At 64.5% G+C, this 17491-nt stretch carries 17 protein-coding genes and 1 other RNA gene; 1 reads left to right on the top strand and 17 read right to left on the bottom strand.

What is annotated here, in order from left to right:
• Positions 1-71 precede the first annotated feature (71 nt).
• The 16 genes from FYJ28_RS17365 to FYJ28_RS10525 form a co-directional block, all read right to left on the bottom strand.
• On the bottom strand, positions 72-347 hold the full coding sequence (locus tag FYJ28_RS17365) for a hypothetical protein (protein ID WP_154579264.1): 276 nt from the start codon (positions 345-347) through the stop codon (positions 72-74).
• 283 nt (positions 348-630) lie between these two features.
• Positions 631-1000: a transfer-messenger RNA gene (ssrA, locus tag FYJ28_RS10595) on the bottom strand.
• Positions 1001-1067: 67 nt separating this feature from the next.
• A complete protein-coding gene (locus FYJ28_RS10590) occupies positions 1068-1427 on the bottom strand; it encodes a hypothetical protein (RefSeq protein WP_154579263.1) in 360 nt (119 codons plus the stop codon).
• Between the two features lie 2 nt (positions 1428-1429).
• The gene (gene smpB, locus FYJ28_RS10585) at positions 1430-1903 is read right to left on the bottom strand and encodes an SsrA-binding protein SmpB (protein ID WP_055239577.1); all 474 of its coding nucleotides are present in this window, start codon (positions 1901-1903) and stop codon (positions 1430-1432) included.
• An 82-nt stretch (positions 1904-1985) separates the two neighbouring features.
• Positions 1986-3407, bottom strand: a complete 1422-nt coding sequence (locus FYJ28_RS10580; RefSeq protein WP_154579262.1) for a M23 family metallopeptidase — start codon at positions 3405-3407, stop codon at positions 1986-1988.
• Positions 3408-3459: 52 nt separating this feature from the next.
• Positions 3460-4371 carry a permease-like cell division protein FtsX gene (ftsX, locus tag FYJ28_RS10575; RefSeq protein ID WP_055239575.1) on the bottom strand — a complete coding sequence of 304 codons (912 nt, stop codon included), beginning with the start codon at positions 4369-4371 and terminating at the stop codon, positions 3460-3462.
• Positions 4368-5171 (bottom strand): cell division ATP-binding protein FtsE, encoded by an 804-nt coding sequence (gene ftsE / locus FYJ28_RS10570; protein ID WP_154579261.1) that lies wholly within the window; start codon positions 5169-5171, stop codon positions 4368-4370. The genes ftsX and ftsE overlap by 4 nt, the downstream gene beginning before the upstream one ends.
• A gap of 155 nt (positions 5172-5326) precedes the next feature.
• Entirely contained in the window at positions 5327-6247 is a 921-nt protein-coding gene (locus FYJ28_RS10565; protein ID WP_154579260.1) for an alpha/beta fold hydrolase, read from the bottom strand.
• Entirely contained in the window at positions 6244-7011 is a 768-nt protein-coding gene (locus tag FYJ28_RS10560) for a 3-hydroxybutyrate dehydrogenase (RefSeq protein ID WP_154579259.1), read from the bottom strand. Before FYJ28_RS10560 ends, FYJ28_RS10565 begins: the two co-directional genes overlap by 4 nt.
• Positions 7008-7643 (bottom strand): TetR/AcrR family transcriptional regulator, encoded by a 636-nt coding sequence (locus tag FYJ28_RS10555; protein ID WP_154579258.1) that lies wholly within the window; start codon positions 7641-7643, stop codon positions 7008-7010. The genes FYJ28_RS10560 and FYJ28_RS10555 overlap by 4 nt, the downstream gene beginning before the upstream one ends.
• Positions 7640-9223: a class I adenylate-forming enzyme family protein gene (locus FYJ28_RS10550; RefSeq protein WP_154579257.1), complete on the bottom strand. Its 1584-nt coding sequence runs from the start codon at positions 9221-9223 to the stop codon at positions 7640-7642. Before FYJ28_RS10550 ends, FYJ28_RS10555 begins: the two co-directional genes overlap by 4 nt.
• Positions 9220-10350 (bottom strand): branched-chain amino acid ABC transporter permease, encoded by a 1131-nt coding sequence (locus FYJ28_RS10545; RefSeq protein ID WP_154579256.1) that lies wholly within the window; start codon positions 10348-10350, stop codon positions 9220-9222. Before FYJ28_RS10545 ends, FYJ28_RS10550 begins: the two co-directional genes overlap by 4 nt.
• Entirely contained in the window at positions 10347-11225 is an 879-nt protein-coding gene (locus FYJ28_RS10540) for a branched-chain amino acid ABC transporter permease (protein ID WP_326831658.1), read from the bottom strand. Before FYJ28_RS10540 ends, FYJ28_RS10545 begins: the two co-directional genes overlap by 4 nt.
• Before the next feature lie 3 nt (positions 11226-11228).
• The gene (locus tag FYJ28_RS10535; RefSeq protein WP_154579255.1) at positions 11229-11993 is read right to left on the bottom strand and encodes an ABC transporter ATP-binding protein; all 765 of its coding nucleotides are present in this window, start codon (positions 11991-11993) and stop codon (positions 11229-11231) included.
• Positions 11993-12751, bottom strand: a complete 759-nt coding sequence (locus tag FYJ28_RS10530; protein ID WP_154579254.1) for an ABC transporter ATP-binding protein — start codon at positions 12749-12751, stop codon at positions 11993-11995. The genes FYJ28_RS10535 and FYJ28_RS10530 overlap by 1 nt, the downstream gene beginning before the upstream one ends.
• Before the next feature lie 12 nt (positions 12752-12763).
• The gene (locus FYJ28_RS10525; RefSeq protein WP_326831657.1) at positions 12764-13966 is read right to left on the bottom strand and encodes a substrate-binding domain-containing protein; all 1203 of its coding nucleotides are present in this window, start codon (positions 13964-13966) and stop codon (positions 12764-12766) included.
• 209 nt (positions 13967-14175) lie between these two features.
• On the opposite strand from FYJ28_RS10525, the gene FYJ28_RS10520 reads away from it, so the two are divergent.
• Positions 14176-16299 (top strand): acyltransferase family protein, encoded by a 2124-nt coding sequence (locus tag FYJ28_RS10520; RefSeq protein ID WP_326831656.1) that lies wholly within the window; start codon positions 14176-14178, stop codon positions 16297-16299.
• A gap of 28 nt (positions 16300-16327) precedes the next feature.
• On the opposite strand, the gene prfB is transcribed toward FYJ28_RS10520, so the two are convergent.
• Complete coding sequence (gene prfB, locus FYJ28_RS10515; protein ID WP_055239572.1) at positions 16328-17446, bottom strand: peptide chain release factor 2; 1119 nt, start codon at positions 17444-17446, stop codon at positions 16328-16330.
• Positions 17447-17491 lie beyond the last annotated feature (45 nt).

Here is a 17491-nt window from a genome sequence, read left to right as displayed (position 1 = left end):
CGTATGCTTGCCGAAGCAGGAGGAGCACCAACCGGTTCTCTCCTCCAATGTCAGGTCCTCTGCCAGCTCGGCTATCCATTCAGCGGCCTTCTAAATCCTTTGGCACGTTTATCTGCAGCCTTCTGCTGGTCTTCGTCAGGCAGGTTCACAGCGGCATGCCGACTGAGGGCGTATGCCCAGGCGTTACTGATCAGCGACTGGTTTTCGCCAAGAATGCCCTGGCCGACTTCAGGCTCAGCGTCTGTGTGGCTGCCGGACAAGGTGAGCTTGTAGCCCTTGGGAGAAACGACGTCGCACTGGATGCGACCCGTGTCGAGGACACGGAAGAGAACCTGAGATTTAGACATAGTGACGATCCTCTCAGATCCCACTGACAAAACCGGTTTACCTGATGCGTACGTGTCACCGGCGGTAAGGCGCCCTCGACGCTTGGCAGCACGTCATCTCCCAGGCCATCCTCGAGGCCGGAGGACCCGGGGGAAGGCGGCTTTAATAATCGCCGCGAGCCCTGCGAGCAGTGATTTTCGTTGCCGCCGTCCCGGGTTCTCCTGCCGGACCAGCAGGGGGCACCAATGAAACGCCGGAACACAAAAAGCACCCCGGCCCGGAGGCCGAGGTGCCCTTTGAAAAGGGTGGAGATGGGGGGAATTGAACCCCCGTCCGATGTCGTGTTGTCAGGGCTTCTCCGGGCGCAGTTCACGTCGGATTTTCTCGGCCCCAGCCATCATGTGAACAAGTGGCTGATCCGGGCCCAGCCGTCTAAAAGTCCCGAGCACTCCAACGGCAAGAGTACTCAGCAGTGGCCCTCTAAATGACGCCAGGATCCGGGACGAGAGCATTCCCGGTCTGACGGACTATGCCCGCTGCTTAGGCAGCGAGAGCGAAGTCAGTGCGCTTAGAATCGGCACTTATTGGTTTGCAGAGAGCGTTTACGAGATAACCCTGCATCCTCGGCCCGCTTCACCTGTCGCGACTAACATCGTCGAAACCTGTCATCCCCGTATTCAGTTACCAAACTGATTTGTCCGCCCGCAACCGGCCGGACCGTTAACTATAACGCATAAGCGCTAGAACGTCAGGCCGAACACCGTGACCGGCGCTCCCCACAGCACCAGCACCAGCGCGGAGAGCAGTACGAACAGGACCGAGAGGATCGCCAGTGCAGTCATGCCGGCGAACTTGCGGCGGAACGCCCAGGTGAACAGCAGACCGTTGGCGGCCAGCAGCACAGGCGAAACCCAGACGAGCAGCTGGGCCAGGTACACGTAGAAGACCACGAAGAAGGGGACCACCACCAGGATGACCACCGGAACAACTGCAAGGACAATCAGCAGGTCAACAGCTGCGATGATCCAGGCCCAGGCCGGCTTGGGCGTCTCTGCGGCAGCCTCTTCCTCGGTCTGCGGTTCCCAGAAGGTACCGCTCATTCCTATGCTCCGCGGTTCTTGGCCCGCATTTCGCGCAGCGCCTCACGGTTGTCCTGCTTCTCCCGCAGGGTCTGGCGCTTGTCATAGTCACGCTTGCCGCGTGCGACGGCGATCTCCACCTTGGCGCGTCCGTCCAGGAAGTAGAGCTGCAGCGGAACAATCGTGAAGCCGGACTCCCGGATCTTCTGCGCGATCTTGTCCAGCTGCTCGCGGTGCAGCAGCAGCTTCCGGCGCCGGCGTGCGGCATGGTTGGTCCAGCTGCCGTTGAGGTACTCCGGAATGTAGACCGCTTCCAGCCACAGTTCGTCGTTGTAAAACGTGGCAAAGCCATCCACCAGCGACGCCCGGCCCTCTCGCAGGGATTTCACCTCGGTGCCCATTAGCACCATCCCGGCCTCGTAGGTATCGAGGATTTCGTAGTTGTGCCGGGCCTTGCGGTTGGTGGCCACAACTTTTCGGCCACTTTCTTTCGGCACGGTTCAACTCTCCTTTATTGCTCGATGAAGTTCGCTTCGCGCGTTCCGGGTATTCCCGGACGCGAAACACCCATTCTAGGCCCTAGAGCAATCCCATGGGATTCACGAGCTGTCCGTTGAGCATCGTCTCGAAGTGCAGGTGGCAGCCGGTCGAGTTTCCGGTGGTGCCAACGTAGCCAATGAGCTGGCCGGCATTGACCCACTGTCCTGCCGAAACCACCCTGCTGCTCAAGTGGTAGTAGTTTGTGGCCAGGGCAGATGTTCCGATGACGCCGTGGTTCAGCACAATCCGGTTGCCGGTGCCGATCATTTCTCCGCCGCCCGTATCCGAACGCCAGACTTCACCGGACGCCGGAGCGTAGACGGGGGTCCCGCACTGGGCTCCGAAGTCGATTCCCGAGTGGAGGTAGCCGCCGGTGCCGGAGAAATCGATGGTGCCTGCCGGCGTCGCGCGCCAGCCAAAGCCTGAGGTCAGCGGAGCGCTGACCGGGTAGCGCAGCCCAAACGCCGACGGGTTGGTCGGCTGCACGGTCTGGGGCGGCGGTGCCGGCTGGTTGTTGCGGGCGGCCTCTTCCGCGGCCCTGCGGTTGGCCTCGGCAATCCGTGCTTCCTCGGCGCGGCGTGCTTCCTCGAGAAGGATCCGCTGGCGCTCGGCAATCTCAGCCTGGACGGCTGCCTGTTCGGACTGGATGGATGCCAGCTTTGCCTGGATGACCGGCTTCTTGGCCTCGAGTTCGCCGTTGAGGGCTTCGGCACTGGCAATGAGGCCGTCGACCTTCTCCTTCTCAGCCGCGGCTTCGTCCCGGGCTGTCTGCTCAGCCTTGAGCGCTTCCTCGGCCTGTGCCTTAAGCGAGGAGATCTCTTCCTCCACCGCGGTCAGGCGGGCTTCGGAGTTAACGTTGGTAGCTGCCTGCTGGGAGAGGCGTTCGACGGCGGCGTTCTGCCCGCGCAGGGCCTGTCCGGCCATGCCCATCGAATCGGTCAGGGAGTCGGCGCCGTCTGCCCCGAACATCAGGGTGAGGCTGGAAGGCACTCCCCCGCTTTTGTATGCCTGGCTGGCGATCTGCCCAATAACCTTCTGGGTTTCGTCGAGTGCCTTGCGGTCTTCTTCGATCTGCGCGGCGATCTTGTTGCGGCTTTCCTGCGCGAGTGCCACCCGGTCCGTGAGCGCACCGACCTTTGCTGAAGCCGAGCTCACACGGCCTTCGGCCTCGGACAGGACAGCCTGTGCGGCGGGCAGTTCTTCGTTCTGGTAAATATTCAGCTGGGCTACGGTCTGGGCGATGTCCGCGTCCAGGTATTCGTATTCTTCCTGGACCCGCTGCTGCTCTGCTTCCAGGGCATTCTTGCGGTCGTTCAGTTCGTCCGCCCTTGCAGCAGGGTTTACGGAGACAAAGGCGAGCACCAGGGCGAGCAGCACAGCGGCTGCCGTGGCAGCGGTTTTCCGCACAGCATCAAACGGCACGGCCGCTGCGTTCCGCGGCAGCGAGCGGCGGCTATCCATTGGCGAGACTATCCATGAAACGTTCTGCTTTCCTTTGACCCGTGCCCACACTCTAAACCTTGATATACCGTCTGAGCGTCAGCAGCGATGACACCCCCGCCAGTAATGTACCCAATATGAGCAGTATGGGGCTCAAAAGAAGTACTTCACGTGCGGAAATGAACGCAGTTGCGGGATACTGGCGGGCCAGCATCCCGATGAAGAAGTGTGCCACGGCCCAGAGGGTTCCGGAAGCGAGGACCGCGCCAATGAGCGCAGCAATCACGCCTTCGAGCACAAACGGCAGCTGGATGACGGCCTTCGACGCTCCGACCAGGCGCATGATGCCGGTTTCCCGGCGCCGGCTGAAGGCGGAGAGCCTAATGGTGGTGGCGATCAGGAGGATCGCGCAGACCAGCATCAGCACAGCGATGATCAATGCCACCAGGGACGCGATATTCATAAAGGAGAAGACCTTTTCCAGCAGTTCACGCTGGTCGCTCACGGATTCCACACCGGGCATCGAGGAGAAGGCCTCGTTAATGACTTCGTACTTCTCCGGGTCCACGAGGGAGACGCGGAAAGTTTCCGGCAGCTGGTCCGCGGTCACGCTGTCCACAATGGGGGAATTCGCGAACTGTTCGCGGAAGTGGCCCAGGGCGGTTGCCTGGTCTTCGAAATGCACTGTGTCGATGTACTGCTCGAACTCCGCAGAGTTCAGCTTCGTCTCGATAGCGCTGCGCTGTTCATCCGTAACCGCGCCGGAGGCACAGGACGGAGAGACATCATTGTCCACGCAGAGGAAGACGGCTACCTGCACACGGTCGTACCAGTAGCCCTTCATCTGGTTGATCTGCATTTGCAGCAGGCCGGCGGCACCCACGAAAGTCAGGGACACAAAGGTGACCAGGATGACGGAGACCACCATGGACAGGTTGCGGCGGATGCCTGAGCCGATCTCGCCCAGGACGAAGGCCATCCTCATTCGGAGACCTCCGATCCGGCCGGGCTGCCCTGTCTGGAAGCATCCCCGGCCGCCGCGTCCTTGGAGTCAGCCGCCGGGTTTTCAGTGCCTGCAGCCGGAACCACGGGCTGCATGGCAGTAGCCAGGTAGATTCCCTCGCGTTCGTCACGGACAACCTTGCCGTTGCGCAGTTCAATGACACGCTTGCGCATTGCGTTGACGATGTCATGGTCGTGGGTGGCCATCACCACGGTGGTGCCGTTCTGGTTAATCCGGTCCAGGACCTTCATGATGCCCAGCGAGGTGGTGGGATCGAGGTTGCCGGTGGGCTCGTCTGCCAGGAGGATTCCCGGGCGGTTCACGATGGCGCGGGCAATGGCCACGCGCTGCTGCTCTCCGCCGGAGAGTTCGTGGGGCAGGCGGTTGTCCTTGCCTTCCAGCCCGACGGTCTTCAGCACCTCGGGTACGGAGTCCCTGATCACCGCACGGCTGCGGCCGATCACCTGCATGGCGAAGGCTACGTTGGCGAAGACTGTTTTGTTGGGCAGCAGGCGGAAATCCTGGAACACGACGCCGATGCCCCGGCGCAGCCGCGGCACGCGCCAGCTGGGAATCTTGGCCACGTTGGAACCCGCCACGTACACGGTTCCGCGTGTGGCGTGCTCTTCCTTGAGTACAAGGCGGATGAGCGTGGATTTGCCCGAGCCGGACGCGCCCACCAGAAAGACGAATTCACCGCGGTCCACGTCCAGGCTGACCGAGTTCAAGGCTGGCCTGGAGTTCCGGTCATAGACCTTGGTGACGTTGTCGAAAGTGATCATTGCTGTTTCATGCCCTCGCGTAACAGCCGGAACGGCAAGGGCCTTTGAGCTTGGGAGCAGGGAACCGGCCTTCTGACTATAGCCAGCAGACCCAGCCGCCCGGCTGAGCACCCAGTGGTGTGTCGCCGGATGGCCGGACCGGTGCAGGCAGCGCCTCAGCCGCCGGGGGCCTCCTCCGCCGGCATTCGCAGTGCGGCTGCCTCACCTGCAAGGACCGCAGCGACGGAGGCGGCCCCGGGGTTGTCCATGACAATTGTGTAGTGGTTCGTGGCGGGCACGTCGGAGACTTCCAGTGAAGGCAGCTTCTCCTTCCACGCGCTAATGTACGCGGGTGCGTACAGCCCTGGTTCCTCATTGAGCAGCCCGCGCGGGGCACGCAGCAGCTGTACGCGATGGCGCAGGCCTTCCAGGGACTGCAGCAGGGCTGTCCCCCGGTGCAGCTCGGCAGTGTCTTCAACCAGGGCAGCGGTGCAGGTTGAGGCACGGAACCCGCCGCCGTCGTGAGGCTGCAGATCGTAGGCCAGGTAGTCATGCAGCAGCCCGTTCCAGTGTCCGGTGAAGGCTGGATGCGGGGCCCAAAACTGTTCGTATTCCCTGAGCGAGGGAAATACCTGCTCCAGCCTCCGGGCAGCCGGACCCAGAACGGCCTGGATAATCTGCTCGTCGCTGAGTCCCGCGGGCACATCCAGAGGCAGTCCGCCATCTACCAGCACCAGGGACTCCACCAGCTCCGGATGCCGGTGGGCCAGCACCAGCGCAGCGAACGCGCCCATGGAGTGACCGGCGACGACGGCGCGCGTTGCATCCAGCGCTGTGAGGACCGCAGCGAGGTCGTCCGCATGGACCGGCATTCCGTAAGGCCCGGGCAGTGAGTTGCTCCTCCCCCGGCCCCGCAGGTCCGGGGCGATGAAGCGCACCTGCGGAAGGGCTTCAGCCACCATCCCCCAGGTCCGGTGCGACGCCGTGACCCCATGGACCGCCAGTACCGTCGGCGCGGCAGGGTCGTCCGGCCCCCAGATACCCGTGTGCAGGGTGCCTCCGCGGACCGGAATGCCGATGCTCGTGTAGTTGGTCATCTGGCGCTCCACCCGCCGTCCATGGTGTAGGAAGCACCGGTAACCATTCCGGCGCCCGCCCCGGCCAGCCAGGCTGCGAGGGATGCAACTTCCCCGGGCTCCACCAGCCGCTTCACAGCGGACTCGGTGAGCATGATTGAAGACACCACTTCGTCCCTGGGGATCGAATGGATCCGGGCCTGGTCTGCGATCTGTGCTTCCACCAGCGGGGTGCGCACATAGGCGGGGTTGATGCAGTTGGACGTCACGCCGTGCGGTCCGCCTTCCAGGGCCGCCACCTTGCTCAGCCCCTCAAGTGCGTGCTTGGCACTCACGTAGGCACTCTTGAAAGCGGAGGCACGCAGTCCGTGGACGGAAGAGATGTTGATGATCCGGCCAAAACCCCGTTCGTACATACCCGGCAGCGCCGCACGCATCAACAGGAACGGCGATTCGACCATCAGCCGGTGGATCAGGCGGAAAGTTTCAGGATCGAAGTCCTGAATTGGATTGATCCGCTGAATCCCCGCGTTGTTGACCAGGATGTCTGTCTCCAGGGACAGATCCTCCAAGGCGCGCGTATCGCTCAGGTCCACCGTCCACGCGGTTCCGCCGGTGTCAGCGGCGACCCGTTCAGCGGCTTCCCCGTTGACGTCCGCCACTACGACCTTCGCACCGAGGGCAGCGAACGTCCGGGCACAGGCCTCGCCAATTCCTGACCCTCCCCCGGTCACCACCGCACGCCGGCCGTCCAGGTCCGCCGGAAGAACTGCCTCCGTGTTCATGCTTTCCCTCCCTTTTCCGGCGCTTCGGGCGCCATTCCGCGTTCGATAAAGCGCATCATTTCCTCGAATTCAGCTTCGGGGATCTCCGCGGCTGTGCCCCCGCCGGAGCGGTCGGCGTCCCAGAGGACCCACCGCATGCCCAACATCTCCCCGATGCCCATGAGGGCCCAGGCGACGGTGTCCACGTCCATGGGCCGGATCTCTCCGGCGTCGCGGGCTGCCTTAAGGCCTTCCACGTAGCCGTTGACGATCCGGGTGTAGTGCATGCGCAGGGCGCCGGGGGAAACGAACTCGGCCTGGCGGATAATCCGGTACAGCGCGGGGTGTTCCGCGGTAAAACGGAAGAAAGCCCGGAACCCGGCACGTTCGGCATCAATTCGGTTGTCCGCGGCTTTCGCAGCCTCAGTCATGGCCTGCCGGACGCGGCGGTTCAGGTCCTCGACCACCTCATCAAAAATCGCCTGCTTGCCCTCGAAATACAGGTAGAACGTGCCCAGCCCGATCCCGGCCTGCTCAGTGATTTTCACGATTGAAGCATCGTGGTAGCCCACGGATTCAAAGACCTGTTCCGCGGCAGCGAGCAGCCGCGCCCTGGTCCTGGTACCGCGTGCTGTCCGGGGTGTGGTGCTCATGCGTTGTTCCGCCCCTCGGGGATCAGTGATGGGTCGCTGGTGTGTAAGCGGCCGCGAAGCCGGGCACGTGCCACTTTGTGAAGTGAGGTACGCGGCAGAGAATCCACAAAACAGACGCGGGAGGGAACCTTATAGCCGGCCAGCCGGGCACCGCAGTGTTCCAGGATGGCTTGTGCGTCTACTGCGGTTCCGGATCTGCGTACTACGTAGGCCACTCCAGTTTCCCCCCAGCGCGGGTCCGGTTCCCCTGCGACGGCGGCTTCGGCCACGGCGGGATGCTCAAGCAGTACGGCTTCCACCTCGGCTGGGGAAACGTTCTCGCCGCCGGAAATATAGATGTCCTTGAGCCTGTCCAGAAGCCGAAGGCAGCCGCCGGCGTCGCGTTCCACCAGGTCGCCGGTATGGAGCCAGCCGCCTCTAAGTGCCTCAGCGGTCGCTTCAGGATTGCGGAAGTATCCACTGAAGACACCCGGCCCGGACACGAGCAGTTCTCCTGTTCCAGGTCCTTCCAGCAGTTCCCCGGTAACCGGATCCGCAACGGCTACATCCACATGCGGATACGGTTTGCCCGCCATGCCGACGCGGGCCGCGGCTTCTTCTTCGGGCAGGCACAGCACGTTGGGTCCGGCCTCGCTCAGCCCGTACCCCTGCGCCAGTGCGACCCCGCGCGAATGCCAGGTCCGCAGCAAAGGTGCCGGCATGGCCGCGCCGCCAACCACGGCCCGTTCAAGGCTGGAAAGATCGGTCCGTTCAAAACGCGGGTGCGAGGCAAGCATCAGGTAGTGCGCCGGCACCCCCATCATCGTGGTTACTCCGCGGTCTTCGACCAGCTGCAGCACGCGCCCGGCGTCAAAGGTCCGTTCCAGCACAACGGTGGCCCCGGTCCACCATGCCAGTAAGGGCTGGATGTTCCAGCCTCCGGCATGGAACTGCGGCAGCACGGCCAGCACCACGTCCCGGCCGCCGATCTCTGCCGTGCGGGACAGAGACAGGTTGGTCCAGAAGCAGTTGGCGTGCGTAAGCACAACGGCTTTGGGGTCCGCCTCGGTTCCGGAGGTAAAGACCATCAGCAGCGGATCGTCGTCGAGCGCCTCCGGACCGTGCGTCTCCGGGCCGTGCGTCTCCGGAGGCTGGGCAAGCAGCCGCTGCGGAGCGGGCGGACCGGCTTCCACACCGGTGCGGCCAAGCGCTGCCGACGGCGGCGGCACGGGCAGTTGCGCGGCGGCTTCCATGGCCACGGCGGAGAACTCGTCCTCCACAAGCAGCAGCGCAGGATCGGCCAGGGACAGTTGCGCCGCGAGTTCGCGGGCGGACAGGCGCCAGGAGAGCGGCACGAGCACCAGCCCGGCCTTGGCGCAGGCAAAGAACGCCACCACGTGGTCGGCACTGTTGCCGGTCACCGTGGCGATACGGTCTCCACGCCGGTAACCGGCGCTCCTCAGTGCCGCGGCCAGACCGGACGCCCGGTTCTCCAGGTCCCGGTAACTGAGCCGGACTCCGCGGTCGTCGATCGCCGTGCGTTCCGGGGTGGCGAGGGCACGGTCCGCGGTCCAGCGGCCCAAGGTATGCAGGGAACTCATCCGGCTTCCTCCAGGATCTGCTGCGGGCGCCGTGCAGCTTCACGGTTCCGGAGCCGCGCGGCTGCACCGGCGAGCCCGCCGGGCAGGAACAGGACCACCAGGATGAACAGGGTACCTAGGATAAACAGCGGCTCGGACAGAGGGATCTGCAGTATCCGCGGCAGCCCTGCGATTGCCTCCGAATTGGCAAGTGCGGTGAGCCGCTGGTCCAGCAGGGTATAGACCACACCGCCCAGCACTGCGCCCCACCTGGAACCGACTCCGCCCAGGACCACCATGACCAGCAGCGTGATGGTGAAGTCGGAGGAGACTGCCCGCGGCACGGCACCGGACTGCAGCAGCAGGTACGTCATTCCCACCACTCCGGCCAGGGTCCCGGCGACCACGAAGATGAGCAACTTGGCCAGGTAGGGCTGCAGGCCCAGCACCCGGACACGCATTTCGTTTTCGCGGACGGCAGCTGCTACGTGGCCTGCCCGGCTGCGCTGGATCCAGGCCGTCACAAGGAACACCGTTACCAGGGCGGCGAGCGCCAGCCAGTACAGGTTCCGGGTGTTGGCCACGCCTACCAGGAAGGACGGCACATGCTCGGTCGCAAGGCTCAGCCCCTCTTCACCGCCGGTAGCTCCGTCCGGGTTGCGCCGCACCATCACTGAACCGGCCTGGGCGAAGGCGAGGGTCACCATGGCGAAGGGGATGCCGGTGACCCGCAGCGCGACGGCGCCGGTCAGGTTGGCCAGCACGATCACCACCATCAGGGTGAGTGCCATCGCAGGCAGCAGCGGCAGGCCCGTACGGTCCAGGATGATCGCCAGTCCGTAGACCCCGGCGCCGAAGTACAGTGCGTGCCCGAAGGACAGCATGCCCGCTACCCCCAGCAGCAGGTGATAGGTCAGGGCTGCGGCAGCCATCAGCATGCACAGGGCCATGAGCTGCAGTGAGCCCGGTGAGTAGGTGGGCCCGGGCAGGATGCCCGGCAGCGACAGGTTGAACAGGGGCAGCACTGCCAGGACGGCGATGCCGGCGGCGCCGGCGGCCCACGCGGCGGGGCGCCGGTGGCGTCTGGACTTTGGCCGCCGCTGTACCGCAGGTGTCCGGGTATCCTCCCGGGTCTGGGCTGCACTCATGCCGTTACCGCCTTTCCCATGAGCCCTGCCGGTCGAGCCAGCAGGACGGCGGCGAGGAGCAGGACCACAACGAAGTCCCCCACGCCCCAGTAGAAGTTTGCGAACTGCTGCAGGATCCCCACGGCCACCGAGGCAACCGCTGCCCCGGTCAGGGAACCCAGGCCGCCGATAACCGTCACGATGAACGCAAAGATCAGCAGCGATCCGCCCAGCAGCGGCGAAACATAGCCGAAGTAGTGGCTTGCCAGGACCCCGCCCATCCCCGCAGCGGCACCGCCGATGGTAAAGACCAGGGTGAAGGCTTTCCGCACGTCAATGCCCAGTGCTGTGACCATGGACCGGTTCTCGACCCCGGCGCGGATGATCATGCCGTACCTGGTTTTCTTCAGGAACAGCAGCAGCCCGCCCAGCACCAGTGCAGCGGCCAGGATGGCCACGAACCGGTCATTGGGAATCCGTGCGCCCAGGATGTCCGTGGTTTCCTTCAGCCAGGCTGGGCCGGTGATGAACGACGGGTCCGTCCCCCAGATTCCTTCAAACAGCGCGACGGAGGCCAGGGACAGGCCGACGGTGACCAGCACCTGCTCAATGTGGCGCTGGTAGAGGGGACGAATGAGGATCCGTTCGGTCAGGGCGGCAAAGAGCGCTCCTGTCGCGGCTCCGACGGCGAGGGAGATAAAGAAGACTCCCCAGCCTCCGGCTCCGAGTGCCTGTGCAGTCTGCCAGCCAATGAACGCACCCAGTGTGAGGAAGGAACCGTGGGCGAAGTTCAGCACACCCATCAGGCCGTAGATCAGGGACAGCCCGGAGGCAACCAGGAAGTACAGTGCTCCCAGGCCGAGGCCCGTGACGATGAGCAGGATGATGGTGCTCACTGGTCAGGCTCCTTTCCGTGGAGCGGCCTGGGCAGATTCCGTGCCGTCAGCGGGTGTTCCTGTGTGGACGCCCAGCAGCCTGTGGTTGAGCCCGGTGTCATCAAGGAACGCCCCGGCGTCCATCCCGGTGAGAGCCACCCTGCCGCCGGAAAGCACTGTGACGCTGGAAGCGAGCTGCCGCACAACGGCCAGGTTCTGTTCCACGAGCAGTACCGGCACGGTCCGGGCAGCCTCGGCGAGCGCCTCTGCGACTTCCTGGACGATCTTCGGGGCCAGCCCCTTGGTGGGTTCATCCACCAGGAGCACCTTGTTGATATTCAGCAGGGCCCGTGCCAGGGACACCATTTGCTGCTGCCCGCCGGAAAGTGTTCCGGCCATCTGGGCGGAACGCTTTACCAGGTCTGGGAAGAGGTCCTCGACGAGCTGCCGCCGGGGGTGTTCGTCCCGCTCAGCCAGGCGGAGGTTCTCCGCAACAGTGAGCCGGGAGAAGACCTCCCGGTCTTCCGGGACGTAGCCGACACCGCGGGAGATAATCCGGTGCGTCTCGGCGCCGTCGATTCGCTCACCGCCGAGCCGGACCTCTCCGGTGCGGGAAATCAACCCGATGATTGCCTTGATGGTGCTGGTCTTGCCCACGCCGTTGCGGCCCAGCAGTGCAGTGACGCCGGTTCCCGGCACGTCGAAGCTGACGTCCTCGACAACCTGCTGCCCTCCAATCGAGGCGGAGAGGCCGGATACCCGCAGAATGGGTGCTGCATCAGTGTTCATCAGACGGGTTCTCCCAGGTAGGCGCTCTGGACCAGGGGGTTTGCCATAACGGCGTCGGGCGTATCGACGGCGAGGAGGGAGCCGTGGTGCATCACGGCGACCCGGTCCACCAGGCCCAGGACCACTTCCATGTGGTGCTCCACCATCAGGACGGTTCGGCCGGACTCACGGTGCATCCGCCGGATCACCTCTGAAAGCCCGGCCACGTCGCCTGACCCGACGCCCGCCATGGGCTCGTCAAGCAGGATCACGGCGGGATCTGCCGCGAGCAGCATGGCTATTTCAACTTTTCGTTTATCTCCGTGGGAAAGTCCGCCTGCACCGGCAGACACCTTGGCGCCCAGCCCAACTTCCTCGATCCGTTCGGAGGCAATTTGGGTGGCGTCGTCGCCGCTGCGGGGGAATCGCAGCAGCGACAGGCTGCCTCCGAGTTTGGCCTGTGCTGCCAAACGGACGTTCTCCAGGACGCTCAGCTGCGGAAACAGGCTGGAGGTCTGGAACGTCCGGCCCAGCCCGGCGGCCGCGCGGCGGTGGACGGCCAACCGTCCGACGTCGTTCCCCAGGACCGCCACGGTGCCCTCGGTGGGGCGCAGCAGTCCGGAGATGACGTTGAAGAGAGTGGTCTTCCCGGCGCCGTTCGGCCCGATCACCCCGAGCATTTCGCCGCTGCGGACGCGCAGGTTCACGTCGTCGAGAATGCGGGCCCCGCCAATGCTGAGTCCGACGCCGGTGAGTTCCAGGGCGATGGGTGCATCCATGCAGTCCACAGCCTACTTTGCGGCTTCCGGCGGAGCGACGGCGTCCGCAGCGACCGTTTCCACGAGGGTGGGAACCCAGGTTCCGCCCTGGTCATTGAGGGTGACCTGGTACATGTCCTGGAGCAGGGCATGATCTGAGGCGCGGACTGTTGTGGTGCCCTTGGGGCCTTCGAAGCTCCAGCCCTCCAGCGCGGTCACCATCGCTTCGACGTCGCTGCCGCCTTCACGGACGGCCTGGACAATCATCTGACCGGCCACAAAACCGTCCGGGGTGAACAGGTCGGCTTCCTTCCCGGATGCTTCCACGGACTCGATCATGGCCTTTTCCACCTCGTTGTCCCCGGCACCCGGGAAGTAGTGGTTGAGGAACGAAATCTTGGTGCCGGCCGCCCCGTAGGCGCCGAACGTGGCGGCGTCGCCCAGACCCGTGACGATTGGAGCGGCGTCGAAAGCACCCTGCTGGTCCAGTGCCTGCCACATTGAGCCGGAGGTGGCTCCGGCCCAGGCCACGAACGCCATGTCCGGTGCGGCGTCGATCAGCTGGCGGGCGAACGGGGTGAACTCGGTAGCGTCTTCGGGCACCAGGACGCTCGAGACCTCCGCACCTTCAGCACCAAGGACGGCTTCGACGGCAGCGAGGTTGCCCTGGCCGAAGGCGTTGTCCTGGGCGAAGACCACTACTTTCTTTCCGGCCAGGTCGCCCACGAAAGACCCGGCTGCGGCAACGTCCTGCAGGGACTGCCGGCCGGAGCGGAAAGTGTATTTGTTGATGCCCTGGATCGCGTCCGTCGCCGCCGGTCCGGAAATGTAGAGGACCTGGTTCTGCTCGGCCTGTTCGGCCAGTTTCAGGGCGATGCCGGAGACCACCGTGCCGGCCAGGATCTTGTAGTCCTGTCCAATCAGGTCCTTGGCGACGGTAACTGCCTTGTCCGGGTCGCCGCCGTCGTCGTGGTAAGTGATGTTCAGCTCAGTGTCCCCGACTTTGCCCGTGCCGTCGGTGGCGTAGTCGATGCCTGCCTGCAGACCTTCGTAATAGGCCTCGCCGTAGGCGGCCAGCGGCCCGGTTTTTGAGTAGACGATTCCGACGTCGACGCTCGACGGCGCCTCGCCGCCTTCCGCCGGTGCGTTGCCGGACTCGGCGGAGGGGGCGCAGGCGGAGAGGGCCAGCCCGGCGGTGACTGCCGCTGCGAGGAGGAACTTCTTTGTTGCCTTCACGGTGGTGTGCCTTTCAGTGCGGTGGCGCAGTGGATGCTTTTGGTGCCGGCTCGCGCCGGCGGTTGGAGCACTAACCTGAAAGGCGATTCAGGTTACGGGAAAATGTATGACGCAGATCACACTGAGTCAATGGTTCGGTCGAAGCGAACCTAACGCCGGCAATCCCGCACCCCCACCGGCCCCCGTAGATCCGCATATACTTGCGCTTTGTGCCCCCACTCTCCCTGGCTGCCCCTGCCTCCCGCGCTGCCCGTGCCACCCGCAGTGCGCGACCCACAGCCGTCCCCGCTTCCTCGTCCCGTCCCGCTGGACACCGGCCGGATATCCAGGGATTGCGAGCCCTGGCCGTCGGGATCGTGGTCTGGTACCACATCTGGCCCTCCTCGCTTCCGGGCGGTTTTGTGGGAGTGGATGTCTTTTTCGTCATTTCCGGGTACCTGATTGTCGGTTCCCTGGCCCGCGAGGCGATGTCTACCGGATCCCTGCAGCTTGCCAGGTTCTACAGCCGCCGGATCAAGCGTCTGCTGCCCGCGGCAGCGGCGGTGCTCGTCGCCACTCTGGCAGCAACTGTGCTGCTGTTCCCGCAGGGCCGCTGGCAGGGCGTGGCCCGCGATGTCGCCGCCTCCGGACTGAACATCCAGAACTGGAACCAGGCCTTCTCCACCACTAGCTATGAGGGCGCAACCGCCTCAGTGTCCCCGCTGCAGCATTTCTGGTCTTTGGCAGTGGAAGAGCAGTTCTACCTCTTCATTCCCCTGCTGATCCTGATCTGTGCGGCTGCGGCACGCCGACGCCGCGGTCTGCCCGGGCGGCACCTGCTGTTGTGGGTGCTCGCTGCCGTCGCTGCGGCGTCGTTCATCCATTCAGTCCTGTTTTCAGCTTCCAGCCCGGACCTCGCATATTTCTTCACCACCACCCGAATCTGGGAACTTGCCCTTGGCGGCGTCCTGGCAGTGGCAGCTCCGCAGCTGCGCTCCGGCACACGCCTGCCCGTGATGCTGGGCTGGGCTGGCCTGGCGATGGTGGTCGGAGCTGCAGCAACCTTCTCCACGGCCATGGCCTTCCCCGGCTATGCCGCCCTGCTGCCGGTTGCGGGAACCATGGCGCTGCTGCTTGCAGGCAGCTCGGTGCACCAGCCGGGCTTTGGATCGGCGGCGAAGTGGCAGGCGCTGCGCCCGGTGACCTACCTGGGCGACATTTCGTATTCGCTCTACCTCTGGCACTGGCCCGTGATTGTCTTCTCGGTTTACGTCCTGGGGCCGAATCCGGGCTGGCTTCACGGCTCTGCTGTCATAGCCCTCAGCGCCGCCCTGGCCGTGGTGTCCACCCGTTTCATCGAAGAGCCGTTTAGGAAGTTCGAGCCGGCTCAGGCAAGGCGCGGCGGACGCCGGAGGGCTTCAACCCCGTCCTACCGTGCGGTGTACGCCCTAGGCGCGGTGCTGGTGGTGGTTCCCATTGTGGCCGCTGCCGCTCCGTACCTCGTTGTGGAGCAGAAGACCCGGGCACTGAGCCAGGAACTGGATCTGGCTGCCTATCCGGGCGCCGGTGCGGTGCACTCTTCGGCTGCCGTACCGGATATGCCGGTGCGCCCTGATCCGGCGGTTGCAACTGCGGACCAGCCCAAGGGCGTGGAGGCCTGCCTGACTGCCTGGGATCCCCGCAGCATGGACCTGGAAGACTGTGTCTCCGGAGACGTGGAGAGCCCCCGAAGCATTGTGCTGGTGGGTGACTCCCATGCTGCGCAGTACATGGGCTCAATGGACCTGCTGGCCCGGGAGACGGGCTACCGCCTGTATGTCTTGGCCCGCAACGGCTGTCCCTTCAGCACCGAGCCGCTTCACTCCGGGACCGTCATCCATAAGACGTGTGTGGGCATCAATGCGCAGACCATCGAGATGATCATCGATCTGGCTCCGGCAGCGGTGGTGACCGCTTCCCTGACACCCCATGGATACCAGGATGCCCTGGACTGGGAATGGGACAGCGCAGAGCAGGCAGAGCGTGGCTATTCAATCGCACTGGCTTCCCTGCGGGATGCCGGAGTGCGGGTGGCGGTCCTGAGCGATGTGCCCTACCCGCCCTTCAACATTCCGGAGTGCGTCAGCGCCGATGCCGGGGAATGCTCGTTCCCGGCGCCTGGGGAACCGGGCCCGCTCACACTTGCTGCCCAGGAGCTGGACGGCGTGGAACTGGTGGACTTCCGCGGCTACTTCTGCCCCGAGGGCCGCTGCGAGGCGGTGCTGGGGAACGTCCTGGTGTACCGGGACAATCACATCACCGACTCTTTTGCCAAGACGCTTGCCCTGCCTCTGCGGGACAGCCTGGGGCTGTAGCTCCAGGTCCGGGCACGCAGTGCCCGGGTTATTTCCGGGCGGAGACGCTTCCGTTGGCGCGCCAGCGGATCCCGGCATCGATGAAGTCATCGATCTCCCCGTCGAATACCGCCGATGTATTTCCCACTTCGTGTTCTGTGCGCAGATCCTTGACCATCTGGTACGGATTCAGCACGTAGGAACGCATCTGGTCACCCCAGGATGCCTTGACGTCCCCGGCGAAGGCCTTCTTCTCGGCGTCTTCCTGCTCCTTCTTCAGCAGCAGGAGGCGGGACTGGAGAACCCGCATGGCGGCCGCGCGGTTCTGGAGCTGCGACTTCTCGTTCTGCATGGAGACCACGGTTCCGGTGGGGATGTGTGTCAGGCGCACCGCCGAGTCGGTGGTGTTCACGGACTGGCCGCCCGGGCCGGAGGAGCGGAACACATCCACGCGGATTTCGTTGTCCGGGATGTCGATGTGGTCGGTGGCCTCAATCAGCGGAATGACCTCCACTGCAGCGAACGAGGTCTGGCGACGGCCCTGGTTGTCGAACGGGCTGATGCGCACAAGCCGGTGCGTTCCGGCTTCCACCACCAGGGTGCCGAAGGCATAAGGGGCCTTGACCTCGAAGGTGGCAGACTTGAGGCCGGCCTCTTCGGCGTAGGAGGTGTCCAGGACCTGTGTGGGGTAGCCGTGGCGCTCAGCCCAGCGCAGGTACATGCGCAGGAGCATGTCGGCGAAATCGGCTGCGTCCACTCCGCCGGCGCCGGCGCGAATGGTTACCACTGCTTCACGTTCGTCGTATTCACCGGAGAGCAGGGTGACCACTTCCAGCTCGGAGAGGGCCTTGCGCAGTGACTGCAATTCCTTGGCTGCCTCTTCCTTGCTGTCGGCATCGGACTCGTCCTGGGCGAGTTCCACCAGGACTTCAAGGTCGTCGATCCGGGCCTCGAGCTTCTGCAGCCGTTCCAGCGCGCTCTGGCGGTGCGAGAGCTTGGACGTGATCTTCTGCGCAGCGTCCGGGTCATCCCATAGGTTGGGTTCACCGGCCATCTCGCTCAGTTCGGCAATGTCCTCCTTCATCGCCGCAACGTCGGAGACGTCCTCGATGGAGGCGAACGTGGAGCGGAGAGCGCGGATTTCTGCGGGAAAATCGATTTCAGCCATGGTGATTACAGACTACGCCATGGCCCGGTTTCCCCCGTCTGGTTA

The sequence above is a fragment of the Arthrobacter sp. BL-252-APC-1A genome (assembly GCF_009696625.1).
Classification (GTDB): domain Bacteria; phylum Actinomycetota; class Actinomycetes; order Actinomycetales; family Micrococcaceae; genus Arthrobacter_B.
The sequence above is the reverse complement of the archived record's forward strand: the minus strand, read 5'-3'. Positions and strand labels throughout refer to the sequence as shown.

Coding starts and splice junctions, on each gene's coding strand:
- ftsX (WP_055239575.1), bottom strand. CDS start 4,371: ATGAGGATGGCCTTCGTCCTGGGCGAGATCGGCTCAGGCATCCGCCGC.
- FYJ28_RS10550 (WP_154579257.1), bottom strand. CDS start 9,223: ATGAGTTCCCTGCATACCTTGGGCCGCTGGACCGCGGACCGTGCCCTC.
- FYJ28_RS10530 (WP_154579254.1), bottom strand. CDS start 12,751: ATGGATGCACCCATCGCCCTGGAACTCACCGGCGTCGGACTCAGCATT.
- FYJ28_RS10560 (WP_154579259.1), bottom strand. CDS start 7,011: ATGAACACGGAGGCAGTTCTTCCGGCGGACCTGGACGGCCGGCGTGCG.
- ftsE (WP_154579261.1), bottom strand. CDS start 5,171: ATGATCACTTTCGACAACGTCACCAAGGTCTATGACCGGAACTCCAGG.
- FYJ28_RS10565 (WP_154579260.1), bottom strand. CDS start 6,247: ATGACCAACTACACGAGCATCGGCATTCCGGTCCGCGGAGGCACCCTG.
- FYJ28_RS10535 (WP_154579255.1), bottom strand. CDS start 11,993: ATGAACACTGATGCAGCACCCATTCTGCGGGTATCCGGCCTCTCCGCC.
- FYJ28_RS10590 (WP_154579263.1), bottom strand. CDS start 1,427: ATGAGCGGTACCTTCTGGGAACCGCAGACCGAGGAAGAGGCTGCCGCA.
- FYJ28_RS17365 (WP_154579264.1), bottom strand. CDS start 347: ATGTCTAAATCTCAGGTTCTCTTCCGTGTCCTCGACACGGGTCGCATC.
- prfB (WP_055239572.1), bottom strand. CDS start 17,446: ATGGCTGAAATCGATTTTCCCGCAGAAATCCGCGCTCTCCGCTCCACG.
- FYJ28_RS10555 (WP_154579258.1), bottom strand. CDS start 7,643: ATGAGCACCACACCCCGGACAGCACGCGGTACCAGGACCAGGGCGCGG.
- FYJ28_RS10580 (WP_154579262.1), bottom strand. CDS start 3,407: ATGGATAGCCGCCGCTCGCTGCCGCGGAACGCAGCGGCCGTGCCGTTT.
- FYJ28_RS10545 (WP_154579256.1), bottom strand. CDS start 10,350: ATGAGTGCAGCCCAGACCCGGGAGGATACCCGGACACCTGCGGTACAG.